This window comes from Streptomyces sp. NPDC048278, from assembly GCF_040652195.1.
Lineage (GTDB): Bacteria > Actinomycetota > Actinomycetes > Streptomycetales > Streptomycetaceae > Streptomyces.
The window spans coordinates 91,896-107,011 of record NZ_JBEZLP010000020.1 but is presented as its reverse complement, the minus strand read 5'-3'; the positions used below and the strand labels follow the sequence as shown (position 1 = coordinate 107,011).

The window sequence follows — 15,116 nt, the reverse complement described above, 5'->3', positions numbered from 1 at the left end:
TTCGATCGCGGGCGGTACCGGTGTGGATACAGAGTGCTCCAGTTGTGTTTGAATGGTGAAGGAACCAGCCACGTGGCTGGTTCCCGCTGTCTCCCGTCCCCACCCTTTCCCACTCCCCATCGTCCCCGTTTCGCGTGAAGAAAGTTGCCGCGATGACCGCAGACGTGTCCGAATTCCACTACGGCCTGATCACCCCGATAGCCGCGTACCTGATGGCCTGCCTGGGTGCCGTGCTGGCCTTGCGCTGCACGACCCGCTCCCTCGGCCGCGGCCGTGGGGAGAAACGATTCGGCTGGCTTGCCCTGGGCGCGGTCTCCCTGGGGTGCGGCATCTGGACCATGCACTTCATCGCGATGATCGGCTTCAGCGTGGACGGCGCTCTGGTCAGCTACGACGCGGGCCGGACGGTGCTGAGCCTCCTCGTCTGCATCGCGGTGGTCGCCGTCGGCGTCTTCCTGGTCGGCTACCGGGGTTCGGGCCCCGTCACCCTCGGCACCGCGGGCGTCCTCACCGGCCTGGGCGTCGCGGCGATGCACTACCTCGGCATGACCGCCATGAACACCGGCGGCACCGTGCACTACAACACCGCGGTGGTCGTCCTCTCCGTGGTGATCGCCGTGGTCGCCGCGACCGCCGCGCTCTGGGCGGCGGTGTCGATCAGCGCGGTCTGGGCGACCGTCGGCGCCAGCCTGGTGATGGGCGCGGCCGTCGCGACCATGCACTACACCGGCATGGCCGCGGTGAGCGTCCACGTCGCCCAGGCGCAGAACGGCGGCCAGTCCTCCACCAGCCTGCTCGCCTTCCTCCTGGTCATGCTGGCCGGCCCGGTGGCGGCCCTGGTCCTGGCGGCGGCGATCGTCATGTTCGACCCGGAGGTCGTGGGCGGCCAACGCGACTGGACCACCCCGGAACCCCTCACCCCCGCCACCCCGCCCTGGCCCCCCACCGACCGCCCCCAGCAGTCCCTGGCGGACCGGCGCTACACGTCCTGACCCCGAGCGCCTCAGAGTCCGGTGTCACCACCGGCGAAGCGCACGGGCGAGACGAGAGCGATACGGATCAGGCCCGGCTCGGGAGGAGGAGCGTCGTAGACGTAGGTGACGGTGAGCGCGGGCCGGACTCCGTTGCCTTCCAGGCGGGTCGTGTAGATCTTCATGCCCCCGACGGCGCTCTGTGCTCGGCGGCCGAGTTCCGGGCTCTTCTCCAGTTCGGCTCGCAGCGCCTCGACCGCCTGCAGTGCTCCGCCGCCGATGGCGAGACAGCGAGCGTGCGCCTCGCCGGTGATCTCGGCGACGACCGGCAACCGGTCGTCGCTCACCGGCCGCTTTCCCGGGTCTTGCGGATTCCGGCGACGGCCGCGGCAACGGCTGTGTCGAACTCGGGGTCCTGGCGCGCGACGACGCGACCGCGGAACTCCTCCACGACGCGGACCACCCCGGAGAGATCCGCGGGATCGGCATGGTTGATCTCGCGCGCCAGCTCGGCCTCGAAGTCGTCGGCGTCGCCGGGAAAGCCGTAGCCCATGGTGAGCGCGGCACGGAGTTCTCCGATGGTGCGCATGGGGGGGAGCTGGGACTGGCCGGGCGCTTCCGGTTGGGTGGTCATGGCGTCGGCTCCGTTTCGCGATGTGACTCTCACCGTACCGGGCCGCCTCCGTGGGCGGCGGACCTCGGCAGGCGCCTCACGCCGCGACAAGGTCACACCACACGTACTTGCCCCGGTTCCCGAACCGCGACAACGGCTGCCACCCCCACAGGTCGGAGCAGGCCCGGACGAGGGTGAGGCCTCTGCCGCCGTCCTCTTCGTCGCCCTCGGCGGGCACGTTCGACCCGCTGGGAAAGACGGGAGGCTCGGGATCCGCGTCCCATGCGCCCACCCGCAGCACCCCGGCCGACCGGCGCACCCGCAGGGCCACCGGACCCTTGGTGTGCCGTACGGCGTTGGTGACCAGCTCCGCCGCGAGCAGTTCCGCCGTGTCGGCCAGCGAGATCAGGCCGTGCATCGTGAGGATCAGCCGCAGGGTACGGCGGCAGATCGGGACGGCTCGGGGGTCGTTGGGGAGGTAGAGGGAGTACTCCCAGGAGCCGCTTTCGGGCATGCGTGAACTCCGTTCGGGTGGTGGGGGGTTGCGGTCGCCGGACGGTGGCATTGCCGCAGCCGCCGTGGCAGGGCGGAGCGGTGCGCTTCCGGGGGCCCGGGTTTCGCAGCGTGTGCGTCGCGTCACTGACGGTATTTCCTATGCTTAGGAAAGTGCAACCCGCTGCCGTATTCTGGCCCTCTAACGAGGTACGTCCACGGGGAAGTTGGAGTGAGGAGGCCCGGTTGCCGCCGAAGAGGCATCTCACCGCCCGGCGGGTGCGGCTAGGCGCTGAACTGCGGAAACTGCGCGAGGCGACGGGCATGACGGCCAAGGAAGCGGCCGGGCTGCTGGAGGCCGACGCCGTCCAGATGAGCCAGATCGAGTCCGGCACCGTAGGGGTGAGCGCCAAGCGGGTGCGCCGCCTCGCCGCCAACTACGCCTGCACGGACGAGCCTTTGGTCGAGGCGCTGGTCGCGATGGCGACGGATCGCACGCGGGGCTGGTGGGAGGACTACCGGGACGTCCTTCCCCAGGCGTTCCTGGACGGAGCCGAGGTCGAGCATCATGCGGCTTACCTGCGCGAGGTAGTGATCCACTACGTCCCTGGGCTGCTGCAGACCGCCGATTACGCGCGTTCGGTGTTCGGCTACACGAATCCGGGCCTGTCAGAGGAAGAAGTGGCCCTCAGAGCGGAGCACCGTATGCAGCGTCGCGCTGTCATCGAGCGCGACGACCCGACCCCGTACGAGACGATCGTCCACGAGTTCGGCCTGCGGGTGCACGTGTCCGACCGTCAGGCCTCGCTGACCCAACTCCGCTTCATCCTGGACAAGATCGAGGCGAGGCAGGTGACCGTGCGGGTCATCCCCGTCGAGCGGGAGCACTTCGCGGGCGCCGGGGCCTCGATGCTGTATCTGGGCGCTCCGGTGCACCAGTTGGACACGGCACTCAGGGATGCCCCCACGGGCGCGCGGTACATCGATGAGCAGCCACGACTGGAACAGCTTCGTACGCTCTTCCGTAGGGTGCAGTCAGCGTCGCTGGACCCCACCGCGTCGCGTGACTTCATTCACCGACTGGCCAAGGAACTGCGATGAACTGGCGGAAGTCCAGCCACTCCGGCGGAGGCGACGGCGACGCCTGTGTCGAGATCGCCATCACCCCCACCCGCATAGCCGTCCGCGACTCCAAGGCCCCCACCCGCGCCCCCCTCACCTTCCCCGCCCCCGCCTTCGCCGCGCTCGTCGGGCACCTCAAGGCCGCGTCGGACGAGTGAAGCCGGCCCACGCGACGATCAACCGGACCCGGTGAAACCGCTCCGCCGGGCGGCGGCGGTGCCGCAGTACTTCCAGATCACCACGCACCTCAACGGCACGTGCCTCGCCTCCGACGGCGACAACGTCGAGGTGCAGACCTGCAACGCCGGTACCGGCAACCAGCGCTGGTGCAAGGACGGCGACCGGCTGCGCACCGAGGCCGACAACCGGTGCCTGAGCATCCAGAACAGCGGTGACCTGCCCGCTGTCCGAGCCCTGCCGGGCGGCCCGTGTCAGCCCGGGTTTCCCTCGGTGTCCGGCGGGGGCGTCGGCTGGGGTGGGTGTTCCAGGGCGGCGTCCGGGGCGTTCTCGATCTCGTGCAGGAGGTTCGGCGGTACTTCGGCCGGGCGGTCGGCCGGGGTTCGCAGGCCGCGGGCTCCGTACTCGGCTTCGATGCCGCGCAGGAACCTGCGGCGCAGCCGGAGCACCCGGTAGAAGGGGGTCAGCTCCCGGCCGACCAGCTCGCACTGCAACGCGGTGGACCGGGTAGCGCTGACCTGCGTGGCCAGGTCGGCCAGAGCGGCGGGCCCGGCGGTGGCGGAGCCGCTCGCGCCGAGCTCGACCGTGGCGCCCTTGTCGGCGGCCATGAGCACGGTGCCGGACCGCGCCGTCACCAGGTGGCTGACGACACACCAGTCGGGGTCCCAGTCACCGGCCCAGTAGCGCCTGACCAGCGCCTGCGCCAGCCGCGGCTGGTCGGCGAGCCGGGTCTCGGTCAGCCCCCGGTAGACGACGAGCAGGGCGTTCTTGCGGGTGAACTCCACGACGGCGCCCGCCCGCACGTCCGCGAGAGCGCCGACCGGGTCGGCGGCCCCCGCCGTCCCCCGGAAGGAGACCTTGACGGCCCCCTCCGTGTTCCAGGTCAGGGTGGAGCGGCCGTTCGGCGGCACCTCGGGCGGCACGGTGCCGTCGTCCGGGAGCCTGTCGATGGGGACGATCCCGGGATACCGGGCCGGGCCGACGGCGCCGAGCGCCAGCCGGGACGAGGGATGCCAGGTGACCCAGTAGTCAGGGCCCCACACACCGGCGAGGGCGCGGACGAACGCGCGGGAGGGGTCGTTCATCAGTCGACTCCGTAGTGCTGGAAGCAGTCGGTGTACACGGTCTCCGCGAACGGCGGGTCGAAGGGCGGGAGTTCGTCGGTGCCCAGCAGCTCCGCCGCCTCCGCGCGGCTCGTCCCGGCCAGCCGCCGCCGCGCCGCGGCCAGCGCGGCGGACGGGTTGCCGGTGGGGCCGGTGGGGGTGGCGGGGGCGGGGGCGGGGGGACGGTCGTCGTCCAGTGCGGCGTAGAAGGAGCGCATCAGCAGGGCCGCCGCCGCGTCGCTGGCCGGCCACAGGGAGGCGACGACGTTGCGCGTGCCGGACATCAGGAACGCCCCGGGCAGGCCGGTGAACTCGCTCGCCGGGTGCAGCCGGGGCAGGCCCGACGTGCAGGCGGAGAGGACCACCAGGGCGCAGTGCGGCAGGTGCAGCCGGCCGGAGATCTGCGCCACCGTGAAGCGGCCCAGGGGGTTGGTGCCGTCCTGCGGTGGCGCCCCCAGCGGATCGGATCCCGCGTCAGGGGCCGGGAGCACCTCCAGCCCCGACAGGTGCGAGTTGTCCTCGTCGAAGCTCCCGTGGCAGGCGAAGTGGACGCGGCCTGCGCCGGGCAGCGCGCTCAGCAGCGCCCCGGTCTCCGGGGGACACGGCCGGTAGCCCAGCTCGGGGGAGAGGTCCCGGGCGGCATGGCGCAGCGTCCCCGACGGGTCGCCCACCGAGATCCACGGGCGCCGCCCGTCGCGGCGCCGGGCCCGCAGCAGCGGCAGGGCGCCCGGGGTGGGCAGGACGCTCACAACGCAGCCGGACGGCCCGGACGGCCCGGACGACAGCTGCCAGAACGGCAGATGGAACAGCTCGTTCTCCGGGCTGACCAGCATCCGCCGGGGCGGGGCGGGGGACACCCGCCGTACGGTGTCCCGCACCGCGGCCAGCAGGGCCGTGTCCAGGTCGGCCAGGGCGGACCGGAGCAGCAGCCGGGTCTCCGCCAGGTCGTCGGGGTGGGCGCCCAGCCGCTCCCGGTAGGCGCGCCTGAGCCGCAGGAGCATGCCGCGCCGGTCCTCCTCCGGCCACCGGACGAGTTCGACCGCGGACCGCCCGGCGGGGGTGAGGCAGGTGATGACCACGCCCTCGGGGACGGTGAGCAGGTCGACGAGGACTTCACCCGCCCGCAGCGCGGCGGCGAGTTCGCCGCCCGGTACCGGCTCGGCGCTCACCGCCAGGGACACCCCGGCGGAACCAGCGGTGGCCGTGAGCCGTGCCGCGGACCGGTCCCGTGCCGAGAGCGCCGGCGCCAGGTTCCCGGACCGCGCAGCTGCCAGCTGTACGGCGGCCTCCGCGGCGCGCAGTTCGAGCATCGCCGGCACCAGCTCGGGGGCCGCGTCGGCATGGCGCTCCACGACCTGCCCGACGCGCAGCGCCTCGGTCATCGTGGCGGCACGGGCCCGCTGGCCCAGCTCCAGCAGCGCCTCGGGCTGCCTGCGCGCGAGGCCGGCATAGACCGGGTCGGCCGCGTCGAGCCCGACCTCGTACAGGGCGGCGGCGACGAGGATCGCGGTGTCGTAGGCGCGGGCGAGGGTGATGGCGACGTTCTGGCCGAGTTCGACGGTGGCCGCGTCCGCGCGCAGCCGCTCACCGAGTTCGAGGGCCGACGCGATCTCCTTCCGGGCGTCCTCGACGTCGTCCTCGGTGTCGCCCTCGAACAGGAGGTGGCGGGCGAGGTTGGTGACGTAGCGGACCTCGCGCAGCAGGTCGCCGGAGCGCCGGGTGACGGCGACGGCCGCCCGCAGCGCCAGCTGCGCCTGCTCCGGCCGGCCGCACTGCTGGAACGCGGCGGCGAGCTGGTTGCGGGCGTCCGCCTCCAGATCCGGCTGGTGGGAGGCGCGCGCCGCGGCGATCGCCGTACGCAGCAGGGGGATGGCGTCCGCGGCCCGGTCGGGCGCCGTGAGCATGAGGGACGCGGCGCGGTGCCAGGGCGCGGACTCCTCGCCGTCGCCGTACCGCGGCTGGTCGGGGGTCCGGTGCCGCCAGTGGTCGGCCCAGTCCCGGCGGCCGATCCGCTCGGCCTCCCCGGCCGCCTCCGTCAGGAGTTCCTCGGCCCGCCCGGCGTCGCCGAGCAGGTCCCAGGTGATGCCCAGCTCGCTGAGGGCCCAGGCCGCGGCCGGCCGCTGCCCGGCCGCGAGCGCGAGGCCCCGCATGTCCTCCAGGGCGCCGAGCGCCTCCTCGAACCGTCCGCTCTGCCGGGCGATCAGGGCGTGCTGGAGCGCGAACGAGGCGGGGCCGCGCACGTACCCGCTGTCCTCCTCGGCGACCGTCGCGCGGATCCGGCGGGCCTCGCGCACGCTGTGCAGGGCGCTTGCGTGGTCCCCGGCGCGGGAGGCCAGCAGCGCCCGGTCGTACAGGACCGTGCAGAGATCGACGCCGCTGCCGACGCGTTCCGCCTCCGCCAGGAACGCCGGCAGGTCGCGTTCGAAGTCCGTGCGGCGGTCGAGGTCGCACAGGGCCCGCAGCCGGAGTTTCCCGGCCTCCAGCGCGAGGAGGGCGTCGCCGGCCAGCAGCGGCCGGGCCTCGTCGAGCAGTGCCAGGGCCGTCTCCGGCGCCCCGAGGTCGAGCAGCCGGGCCGCTCCCTGGCCCAGGACGTTCCCGCGCGCCCCGGCTCCGAGGGGCTCGGCGGCCACGGCGGCCAGGTCGGTGAGCGCGCGGGTCCGCTCGATGCTCTGCGCCTGCTCGACGAGTTCCCCGAGCCGGACGACCTCGGCGTGCCGCAGGTGCAGCCGGGCCGTGCCGGCCAGCGGGCGCCGCAGCAGTTCCGCCGCGTCGGCCCTGGCCAGCCGCCCGTCCAGGACGGCGGTCACGATCTCGACCCCGTCGGCGTACGGCTGGGCGTAGGTGTCGTCAGAGGGCATCGCCGAGCTGCTCCTCCAGTCGGCGGTGCATCTCGCGGACGTACGGCATGAACGCCTCGGGCAGCGTCGAGAACACGTCCCGCACCACCGCGTCGGGGTCGTCGCCGAGCCACTGCGCGAAGCGCCAGGTGTAGTGGTAGGCGAGGGCGGCATGCAGCAGGACGTCGGGATGCAGGAGCTGGATGCCGCCGCCGGATCTGGCCTCCTGCGGTGCCAGACAGGCCAGCCAGGTGAACAGCGTGCCGAACTCGCGGGGCAGGAAGTAGTAGGGGAGGTACGGCATCCGCTCGGCGAGCTGGGCGACGTAGGCCCGCACCTCCGGAACCTCCCACACCTCCCTGGGGTCCGTCGTCGGGATGTCGAAGGTGAACATCACCCGGCACCGGTGCTCGCGGAGCCGCCGCACCTGGTCCCGGTCCTGGCCGTCGGGGTCGGGGTGGTGGGAGAAGAACGAGACCAGCGGATAGATGTCCCCGGAGTCGATCAGCCGCCGTTCGACGTCGAGGACCACGGGACGGTCGTCGGGGTGGTCCTCGGGACGGGACAGGCCGCCGGTCTCCGGGTCGAGGACGGCCATGCGGGGCTCCCGTACGGTGACACCGGCCCGCTCGAACTCGTCGGTGACCCAGATGGTCAGGGTGTCGTCGTCGAAGATGCTCTCGTAGAGCTGGGCCAGGGTCAGTGCGACCTGCGCGTACCCGTGCCAGTGGCGGCCCCGCTCGACGGCCCTGCGGACACACGACCTGCACGTGACCGCGGTCTGCTCCGGGTCGGACTCGACCAGTTCCCGGAGGGAGTTGAGGTCCACCCGCCGGGTGCCGTCCCCGACCGACACGCACAGCGCGTCGACGCGTTCCTGGAAGGTGGGTTCTCTCGCGCCTCTGCTCCGGTCACCCTCTGCTGCGGGCAAGCGAGCCCCCGTCCCCCGGCCCCCGTGGCTCGGCCCCCGTGGCGGAAACCCGCCGTGATGCGACGCCGTCATTTTATATGCGCTGCGGGTTTTTGCTGCCGGTTCGCACCATACGTACGTGCTGTCGACCCCGCTCCCTCCGGACCCCCCTGGTCAGGGCCGGGACCGGCGGTCTAACGTCCGTCCATGGCAGCCTTCGACCCCTGGGACCCGGACTTCCTGGCCGACCCGTACCCCTCCTACGCCGAGCTCCGCGCCCAGGGCCGGGTGCGGTACTTCGAGCCCACGAACCAGTGGCTGGTTCCGCACCACACCGACGTCTCGGCGCTGCTGCGCGACCGGCGGCTGGGGCGGGCGTACCAGCACCGGTTCACGCACGAGGAGTTCGGGCGGACCGCGCCCGTGCCGGAGCACGAGCCGTTCCACACGCTCAACGACCACGGCATGCTCGACCTCGAACCGCCGGACCACACCCGCATCCGCCGGCTGGTCTCGAAGGCGTTCACCCCGCGCACGGTCGAACGACTCAAGCCGTACGTGGCGAAACTGGCGGGCGAACTGGTCGACGGGCTCGTCCGGCGGGGCGGCGGCGATCTGCTCGCCGACGTCGCCGAACCGCTCCCCGTCGCCGTCATCGCCGAGATGCTGGGCATCCCGGAGGCGGACCGCGCGCCGCTGCGCCCCTGGTCGGCCGACATCTGCGGCATGTACGAGCTGAAACCGTCCGAGGACACGGCGGCGAAGGCGGTCCGGGCCTCGGTCGAGTTCTCCGACTACCTGCGCGAACTCATCGCGGAGCGGCGCAAGGAGCCCGGCGACGACCTGATCTCGGGACTCATCGCCGCCCACGACGAGGACGACGACCGCCTCACCGAGCAGGAGATGATCTCCACGGCCGTCCTGCTCCTCAACGCAGGCCACGAGGCGACCGTCAACGCCACGGTCAACGGCTGGTACGCCCTCTTCCGCAACCCCGCCCAGCTCGCCGCCCTGCGCGCCGACCACTCCCTGGTCCCCACCGCGATCGAGGAGCTGATGCGCTACGACACCCCGCTCCAGCTCTTCGAACGCTGGGTGCTGGACGACATCGAGATCGACGGTACGACCGTCCCCCGCGGCGCCGAGATCGCCCTGCTCTTCGGCTCCGCCAACCACGACCCCGCCGTCTTCCCGGACCCCGGCCGCCTCGACCTCACCCGCCGCGACAACCCCCACATCTCCTTCAGCGCCGGCATCCACTACTGCATCGGCGCCCCGCTGGCCCGCATCGAGTTGGCGGCCTCGATGACGGCCCTGCTGGAGCAGGCCCCCACCCTGACCCTGGCGGCGGAGCCGGAGCGGAAACCGAACTTCGTGATCCGGGGTCTGGAGGGGCTGCGCGTGGAGGTGTAGGTGATCACCCGTTCGGATGATCACCTACCCATTCCGCCTGATCGGTGCGGCTGCCCCGTCACGCTGGTGCCTGCCTGCGAAGGGAGGCACCATGACGGTTATGGCAGAGCGCGCGTCGTCCCAGATGTCGGTGGACGTGTTCGAGCGGATCGCGGAATTCGCCGAACATGTCGACGACACCGTCAGGCTCGAGTTCATCGACGGACGGATCGGAGTCAAGAAGGTGACGAACGGCAACCACGGCTCGATCATCATGTGGTTGCTCCGCCAGTGCATGCAGGCCAGGCCGGAGCTCGATCTCAACCCGACTCAGGGGCTGAAGGTGGAGGCGTACCGCAAGGGACGGGCCCGCCCCGACGGCGCGCTCGCACCGGTGGGTCACTTCGCAGGACAGGGAGACTGGGCTGAAACCCGTGGCGTGCTGATGGTCGTCGAGATCACGTCGTACGACTCGGATACTCACAACCGGGACCGGGTCGAGAAACCTCGCGCCTATGCCGAGGCCGGTATCCCGGTCTATCTGCTGATCGACCGCGACAACCTGTCGATCCTCGTGCACAGCGAGCCCGACCCGGAGGACGGATACCGGGACATCCATGTCGTGAAGCTCGGTGGCAAGGTCACGCTCCCCGATCCCGTCACCATCGAACTCGACACCGAGACGCTGAAGGACTACATCGACTGAGCAGCGTCAGCTGATCACATCCCGCCTCCGCAACCCCGCCAGCCCCGCCCCCGCCAGCACCACCGCGAGCCCGGTCAGGGTCAGCACCGGCGCCCACGCCATCCCCCCGCCCGGCAGCTTGGGCAGGTGGCCGAAGGGGGAGAGGTCCAGGACGAGTCGGGGGGCGTTCAGGGCCGGGCCGACCCAGCCGATCAGGAGGGCGGCCACGGCGACGCCCCAGGCGGCCGGGGCGAGGCGGGGCGTCAGGCCGTACAGCAGGACCGCGACCCCGCCGATCACCCACACCGCCGGGAGCTGGACCAGGCAGGCGCCCAGGACCGGGCCGACCTGTCTGCCGTAGCCGACGGCGAAGCCCGCCCCGGCGAGGAGCATGATCAGGGCGGCGCCCGCGAAGGCGATCGTCAGGTGACCGGCCGCCCAGCGCAGGCGGCCCACCGGTCCTGCGAGGAGGGGCTCGGCGCGACCCGAGGTCTCCTCGCCGTGCAGGCGGAGCACCGAGGCGACGACGTACAGCGCGGCGACCAGGCCCAGCGTCCCGACCATCGCGGCGAGGAACGCGTCCGTCAGCCCGCTCCGGCCGCCCATCCGCTCGAAGATCTCCCGGGCGTTCCTGTTGTCGCCGACCAGGTCGGCCGCGCCGTCCGTCAGGCCGCCGTAGACCACGCCGGCCAGGAAGAAGCCGAGCGACCAGCCGAGCACACCGCCCCGCTGGAGCCGCCAGGCGAGCGCGGCGGCGGAGCCTAGGCGGCCTGCGGCCGGGCCGGGGCGGGCGGGGAAGAAGCTCATGCCGAGGTCCCGGCGCCCGGCCAGGGCGTAGGCCGCGAGGCCCTGCAGCAGCACCGCCGCCGCGAAGACCAGGAGCACCCACCAGCGTTCGGCGGCGAACGGGCGCAGGTTCTCCAGCCAGCCGAGCGGGGAGAGCCAGGTCCACGGCGACGAGCCGTCGTCGCCCGCCGCGTCGCCCGCCGCCCGGAGCACGAAGGCCGCGCCCAGGACCGCCGACGTCAGGCCCCGCGCCAGCCGGGCGCTCTCGGTGAGCTGGGCGACGATCGCCGCCGTCGTCGCGAAGACCATGCCGGTCGCGCCCAGGCCGAGGCCGAAGGCGAGCGCACCCGCCGTGCCCTGGCCCGCAAGACCCGCGGTGACGAGCAGGGCGAGCACGGCGTTCGCGACCGCCGCCGCCAGCAGGGCCGCGGTCAGCGACGCCCGGCGGCCCACCGCGCCCGACGCCACCAGTTCCGCGCGGCCGGTCTCCTCCTCGTCCCGGGTGTGCCGTACGACGACGAGCAGGCCGGTCACGGCCGCGAGGAGCCCGGCGTACACGCCGACCCGCCATGCCGTGAGGCCGCCGAGCGAGGTGTCGTGGAGCGGGCCGATCAGCGCCCGGTAGGAGGCGTTGGCCTGCAACTGGCGCACCAGGTCGGTGCGTTCGGCTTCCGTGCCGTACAGGCTCTTCAGGGTGTTCGGCATGGAGAGGACCATCAGCGCGTTCACCGCGAGCCACACCGGGGTGGTCACGCGGTCGCGGCGGAGCGCGAAGCGCAGCAGGGTGCCGGTGCCGGCGAGGGTGCTCATCGGACGGCCACCCCGCCCTCGGCCCCGGCCGCGTCCCCGGTCTCGTCGCCGGTCTCGTCCTGGTAGTGGCGCAGGAAGAGTTCCTCCAGGGTCGGGGGCGTGGAGGTGAGAGAGCGGACCCCGGTCTCGGCGAGCGAGCGGAGTACGGCGGTGAGCTGGTCGGTGTCGACCTGGAGCCGGATCCGGTGGCCCTGGACGTCGAGGCCGTGGACGCCGGGGAGGTGCGCCAGCCCGTTGGGCGGACCGGCGAGTTCGGCGGTCACGCTGGTCCGGGTGAGGTGGCGCAGGTCGGCGAGGGAGCCGGACTCGACGGTCCGGCCGGCCCGGATGATGCTGACCCGGTCGCAGAGCTCCTCGACCTCGCTGAGGATGTGCGAGGAGAGCAGGATCGTCCGGCCCCGGTCCCGCTCCTCCTCGACGCAGCGCTGGAAGACCTCCTCCATCAGGGGGTCGAGGCCGGAGGTCGGTTCGTCGAGGATCAGCAGGTCGACGTCGGAGGCGAAGGCGGCGACCAGGGCGACCTTCTGCCGGTTGCCCTTGGAGTACGTGCGGCCCTTTTTCGTCGGGTCGAGTTCGAACCGGTCGATCAGGTCGGCCCGGCGGGACCTGTCCAGGCCTCCGCGCAGGCGGCCGTAGAGGTCGATGACCTCGCCGCCGGAGAGGTTGCGCCAGAGGGTCACGTCACCGGGGACGTAGGCGATCCGGCGGTGCACCTCCACGGCGTCCTTCCAGGGATCGCGGCCGAGGATCTGCGCGGCGCCCGAGTCGGCGCGCAGCAGGCCGAGCAGGACCCGGATCGTGGTGGACTTCCCGGCGCCGTTGGGGCCGAGGAAGCCGTGCACCTCGCCGGCCTCGACGGCCAGGTCGAGGCCGTCCAGGGCGTGGGTGCGGCCGAAGGACTTGTGGAGCCCGGCGACCGTGATGGCCTTCGTCATGGTTCAGAACGTACGCTGTCTTCAGAAATTTGTGAAGTTAAGGAAGTGTGGAAACCCCCGCTAGGCTGGTGCTCATGACTACGGATGCGATGGGGCGCGATCAGGAGGCCGTCTCGAAGTTCGTCGAGAGCTTCGCGGCGCAGCTCGTCGAGGCCGGGATGCAGCGCATGCCGGCCCGGATCTTCGCGGCCCTGCTGTCGTCCGACTCGGGCGCCCTGACCTCGGCGGAACTGGGGGAGCAGTTGCAGGTCAGCCCGGCGGCGGTGTCCGGCGGGGTGCGCTATCTGGCCCAGCAGCACATGGTCGCGCGCGAGCGGGAACCGGGCTCCCGGCGGGAGCTGTACCGGGTGCACAGCAACCAGTGGTACGAGGCCCTCACCAACCGGGAGGCCGTGATCAAGCGGTGGGAGGGGGCGCTGCGGGAGGGCGTGAGCAGCCTCGGCCCCGACACCCCGGCGGGGCGGCGGATGGCCGAGACGCTCGCGTTCTTCGAGTTCGTCGACGACGAGATCGCCAGGATGATGGAGCGCTGGCGCGTCCACCGCGACCGGCTCTTCGGCGAGGGGTGACCCCGCACCGAGGAACGCAGAGCCTGGCTACCCCCCGCCCCTCGCCTGCCGCCCGCTACCGCTCCCGCGTCTCCTCCAGCACCGTGCGTCCCAGCAGTGCGTACCGCTCCGGTGAGCGTCGCTTGAGGTACTGGGCGTAGCCGATGCCCGTCGCCGCCACCAGTGCCACCAGCCACGGCGTCGCCTTCAGCAGCAGTGAGCCGGACTCGGTGCCGGCCGCGACGCCCATGTTGGACACCAGCAGGACGACCACGGCGAGCATCGCGACACCGCCGACGAGCGGGGCGGTGAAGGTCCGGAACCAGTGCCGGCTCTCGGGGTGGTTCTTGCGGAAGTAGACGAGGACCGCGAAGGAGCAGACCGCCTGCACGACCAGGATCGCCATCGTGCCGAGGATGGCCAGCAGGACGTAGAGGGCGTTGTACGGGTCCTTGCCCGCGACCCAGAACGCGGCGATCAGGACGGCGGAGACCACCGTCTGCACCAGGCCCGCGATGTGCGGGGAGCCGTGCCTGTCGTGGGTGCGGCCGATGGTGTGCTGGAGCTTCGGCAGGACGCCCTCGCGGCCCAGCGCGTACATGTAGCGGGCGGCGCAGTTGTGGAAGGCCATGCCGCAGGCCAGCGAGCCGGTGACCATCAGCCACTGCATGAGGACGACCGCCCAGTGGCCGACGTAGTGCTCGGTCGGGTCGAAGAAGAGCGCGAGCGGGTTCGCGGAGGAGGCCGCCTTCACCGCCTCCGACTCGCCGTTGCCGATGATGGCCATCCAGGAGACGAAGACGTAGAAGACGCCGACGCCGAGGACCGAGATCATCGTCGCCTTGGGGATGATCCTCTTCGGGTCGCGGGACTCCTCGCCGTACATCGCCGTCGACTCGAAGCCGACCCAGGACCAGAAGGCGAAGAAGAGGCCGAGGCCCGCCGAGGTGCCCTTGAAGGCGTTGACCGGGTTGACCGGGCCGAAGGTGAAGCCGTGCGGGCCGCCGCCGTGCAGGGCGACCGAGACCGCCATCGCCGCGAGGACGGTCACCTCGGTGCCGAGCAGCACGACGAGCAGCTTCTCGGCGACGCTGACGCCGAACCAGGTGCCGGTCGCGTTGATCGCGAGCATCAGGATCGCGAACGCCCACCACGGGACGTCGAGCCCGGTCTGGTCCTTGAGCGTCGTGTTGGCGAAGACCGAGAAGATGCCGATCAGCGCCGGTTCGAAGACGGCGTACGCGAAGGTCGCGAGCAGCCCCGAGGCGAGGCCCGCGGTGCGGCCGAGGCCGTAGGAGATGAAGCCGTAGAAGGCGCCCGTCGAGGTGATGTGCTTCGCCATCGACGTGAAGCCGACGGAAAAGATTGCCAGGACGACCATTGCGACGAGATAGCTCGCCGGGGCGCCGATGCCGTTGCCCGACGACACCATGAAGGGCACGTTGCCGGTCATCGCGGTGATCGGCGCGGCGGTCGCGACGGCCATGAAGACCACCCCGAGCAAACCGATCGCGTTCGGCTTGAGCCGGTGGACGGCGCCTTCGCCGCCGGTGCTCCCGCCTGATTCCGTCGCCGGGGCGACTCCCTCGTCCACTGCCATCGGGGTGGCCCCTCTCCTGCTGCCGGCCTGCTGTGACGAACCGGAACTCTGTAGGCCGAATGAGTCCGCCGAGGGTCTTGGCGCGTTAAATGTTTGTCAACCAGACCTTTAGAAATCTGGCGCAATCTGTCGGCA

The 15,116-nt window shown here is 72.0% G+C and carries 15 protein-coding genes and 1 pseudogene; 7 read left to right on the top strand and 9 right to left on the bottom strand.

Going from position 1 to position 15,116, the window contains the following annotated elements:
• The first annotated feature begins 152 nt into the window (after positions 1-152).
• Complete coding sequence (locus AB0D74_RS30325; protein WP_362594034.1) at positions 153-992, top strand: MHYT domain-containing protein; 840 nt, start codon at positions 153-155, stop codon at positions 990-992.
• Between the two features lie 11 nt (positions 993-1,003).
• Here AB0D74_RS30325 and AB0D74_RS30320 read toward each other — a convergent pair whose 3' ends face one another.
• From AB0D74_RS30320 to AB0D74_RS30310, 3 genes are all read right to left on the bottom strand, one after another.
• Positions 1,004-1,318 carry a hypothetical protein gene (locus tag AB0D74_RS30320; RefSeq protein WP_362594031.1) on the bottom strand — a complete coding sequence of 105 codons (315 nt, stop codon included), beginning with the start codon at positions 1,316-1,318 and terminating at the stop codon, positions 1,004-1,006.
• Positions 1,315-1,605, bottom strand: a complete 291-nt coding sequence (locus tag AB0D74_RS30315) for a hypothetical protein (protein ID WP_362594029.1) — start codon at positions 1,603-1,605, stop codon at positions 1,315-1,317. The genes AB0D74_RS30320 and AB0D74_RS30315 overlap by 4 nt, the downstream gene beginning before the upstream one ends.
• A 76-nt stretch (positions 1,606-1,681) precedes the next feature.
• Complete coding sequence (locus tag AB0D74_RS30310; RefSeq protein WP_362594026.1) at positions 1,682-2,098, bottom strand: ATP-binding protein; 417 nt, start codon at positions 2,096-2,098, stop codon at positions 1,682-1,684.
• Between the two features lie 224 nt (positions 2,099-2,322).
• On the opposite strand from AB0D74_RS30310, the gene AB0D74_RS30305 reads away from it, so the two are divergent.
• From AB0D74_RS30305 to AB0D74_RS30295, 3 genes and pseudogenes are all read left to right on the top strand, one after another.
• Positions 2,323-3,177 (top strand): helix-turn-helix transcriptional regulator, encoded by an 855-nt coding sequence (locus AB0D74_RS30305; protein ID WP_362594023.1) that lies wholly within the window; start codon positions 2,323-2,325, stop codon positions 3,175-3,177.
• Positions 3,174-3,356: a DUF397 domain-containing protein gene (locus AB0D74_RS30300; RefSeq protein ID WP_362594020.1), complete on the top strand. Its 183-nt coding sequence runs from the start codon at positions 3,174-3,176 to the stop codon at positions 3,354-3,356. Before AB0D74_RS30305 ends, AB0D74_RS30300 begins: the two co-directional genes overlap by 4 nt.
• Positions 3,357-3,387: 31 nt before the next feature.
• Positions 3,388-3,582, top strand: a pseudogene (locus AB0D74_RS30295) (RICIN domain-containing protein); the annotation flags it as partial.
• A gap of 47 nt (positions 3,583-3,629) precedes the next feature.
• Here AB0D74_RS30295 and AB0D74_RS30290 read toward each other — a convergent pair.
• From AB0D74_RS30290 to AB0D74_RS30280, 3 genes are read right to left on the bottom strand one after another with little or no spacing between them, the layout of a single operon-like run.
• Positions 3,630-4,460: a hypothetical protein gene (locus tag AB0D74_RS30290; RefSeq protein ID WP_362594017.1), complete on the bottom strand. Its 831-nt coding sequence runs from the start codon at positions 4,458-4,460 to the stop codon at positions 3,630-3,632.
• Positions 4,460-7,336, bottom strand: coding sequence for a CHAT domain-containing protein (locus AB0D74_RS30285; RefSeq protein WP_362594015.1), 2,877 nt, complete (start codon positions 7,334-7,336; stop codon positions 4,460-4,462). Before AB0D74_RS30285 ends, AB0D74_RS30290 begins: the two co-directional genes overlap by 1 nt.
• A complete protein-coding gene (locus AB0D74_RS30280) occupies positions 7,326-8,246 on the bottom strand; it encodes a chlororespiratory reduction 6 domain-containing protein (protein WP_362594012.1) in 921 nt (306 codons plus the stop codon). Before AB0D74_RS30280 ends, AB0D74_RS30285 begins: the two co-directional genes overlap by 11 nt.
• A 186-nt stretch (positions 8,247-8,432) precedes the next feature.
• Between AB0D74_RS30280 and AB0D74_RS30275 the strand changes: the two genes are divergently transcribed.
• Positions 8,433-9,638 carry a cytochrome P450 gene (locus AB0D74_RS30275; protein WP_362594009.1) on the top strand — a complete coding sequence of 402 codons (1,206 nt, stop codon included), beginning with the start codon at positions 8,433-8,435 and terminating at the stop codon, positions 9,636-9,638.
• 91 nt (positions 9,639-9,729) lie between these two features.
• On the top strand, positions 9,730-10,323 hold the full coding sequence (locus AB0D74_RS30270) for a Uma2 family endonuclease (protein ID WP_362594245.1): 594 nt from the start codon (positions 9,730-9,732) through the stop codon (positions 10,321-10,323).
• A 6-nt stretch (positions 10,324-10,329) separates the two neighbouring features.
• On the opposite strand, the gene AB0D74_RS30265 is transcribed toward AB0D74_RS30270, so the two are convergent.
• Together AB0D74_RS30265 and AB0D74_RS30260 are read right to left on the bottom strand one after the other, a co-directional pair.
• The gene (locus AB0D74_RS30265) at positions 10,330-11,898 is read right to left on the bottom strand and encodes an ABC transporter permease (RefSeq protein ID WP_362594006.1); all 1,569 of its coding nucleotides are present in this window, start codon (positions 11,896-11,898) and stop codon (positions 10,330-10,332) included.
• A complete protein-coding gene (locus AB0D74_RS30260; protein WP_362594003.1) occupies positions 11,895-12,833 on the bottom strand; it encodes an ABC transporter ATP-binding protein in 939 nt (312 codons plus the stop codon). The genes AB0D74_RS30265 and AB0D74_RS30260 overlap by 4 nt, the downstream gene beginning before the upstream one ends.
• Before the next feature lie 74 nt (positions 12,834-12,907).
• Between AB0D74_RS30260 and AB0D74_RS30255 the strand changes: the two genes are divergently transcribed.
• Entirely contained in the window at positions 12,908-13,402 is a 495-nt protein-coding gene (locus tag AB0D74_RS30255; protein ID WP_362594000.1) for a MarR family transcriptional regulator, read from the top strand.
• Between the two features lie 55 nt (positions 13,403-13,457).
• On the opposite strand, the gene AB0D74_RS30250 is transcribed toward AB0D74_RS30255, so the two are convergent.
• On the bottom strand, positions 13,458-14,981 hold the full coding sequence (locus AB0D74_RS30250) for an APC family permease (protein ID WP_362593997.1): 1,524 nt from the start codon (positions 14,979-14,981) through the stop codon (positions 13,458-13,460).
• Between the last annotated feature and the right edge of the window lie 135 nt (positions 14,982-15,116).

Coding starts and splice junctions, on each gene's coding strand:
- AB0D74_RS30270 (WP_362594245.1), top strand. CDS start 9,730: ATGACGGTTATGGCAGAGCGCGCGTCGTCCCAGATGTCGGTGGACGTG.
- AB0D74_RS30300 (WP_362594020.1), top strand. CDS start 3,174: ATGAACTGGCGGAAGTCCAGCCACTCCGGCGGAGGCGACGGCGACGCC.
- AB0D74_RS30325 (WP_362594034.1), top strand. CDS start 153: ATGACCGCAGACGTGTCCGAATTCCACTACGGCCTGATCACCCCGATA.
- AB0D74_RS30250 (WP_362593997.1), bottom strand. CDS start 14,981: ATGGCAGTGGACGAGGGAGTCGCCCCGGCGACGGAATCAGGCGGGAGC.
- AB0D74_RS30315 (WP_362594029.1), bottom strand. CDS start 1,605: ATGACCACCCAACCGGAAGCGCCCGGCCAGTCCCAGCTCCCCCCCATG.
- AB0D74_RS30265 (WP_362594006.1), bottom strand. CDS start 11,898: ATGAGCACCCTCGCCGGCACCGGCACCCTGCTGCGCTTCGCGCTCCGC.
- AB0D74_RS30275 (WP_362594009.1), top strand. CDS start 8,433: ATGGCAGCCTTCGACCCCTGGGACCCGGACTTCCTGGCCGACCCGTAC.
- AB0D74_RS30285 (WP_362594015.1), bottom strand. CDS start 7,336: ATGCCCTCTGACGACACCTACGCCCAGCCGTACGCCGACGGGGTCGAG.
- AB0D74_RS30255 (WP_362594000.1), top strand. CDS start 12,908: ATGACTACGGATGCGATGGGGCGCGATCAGGAGGCCGTCTCGAAGTTC.
- AB0D74_RS30290 (WP_362594017.1), bottom strand. CDS start 4,460: ATGAACGACCCCTCCCGCGCGTTCGTCCGCGCCCTCGCCGGTGTGTGG.
- AB0D74_RS30310 (WP_362594026.1), bottom strand. CDS start 2,098: ATGCCCGAAAGCGGCTCCTGGGAGTACTCCCTCTACCTCCCCAACGAC.
- AB0D74_RS30260 (WP_362594003.1), bottom strand. CDS start 12,833: ATGACGAAGGCCATCACGGTCGCCGGGCTCCACAAGTCCTTCGGCCGC.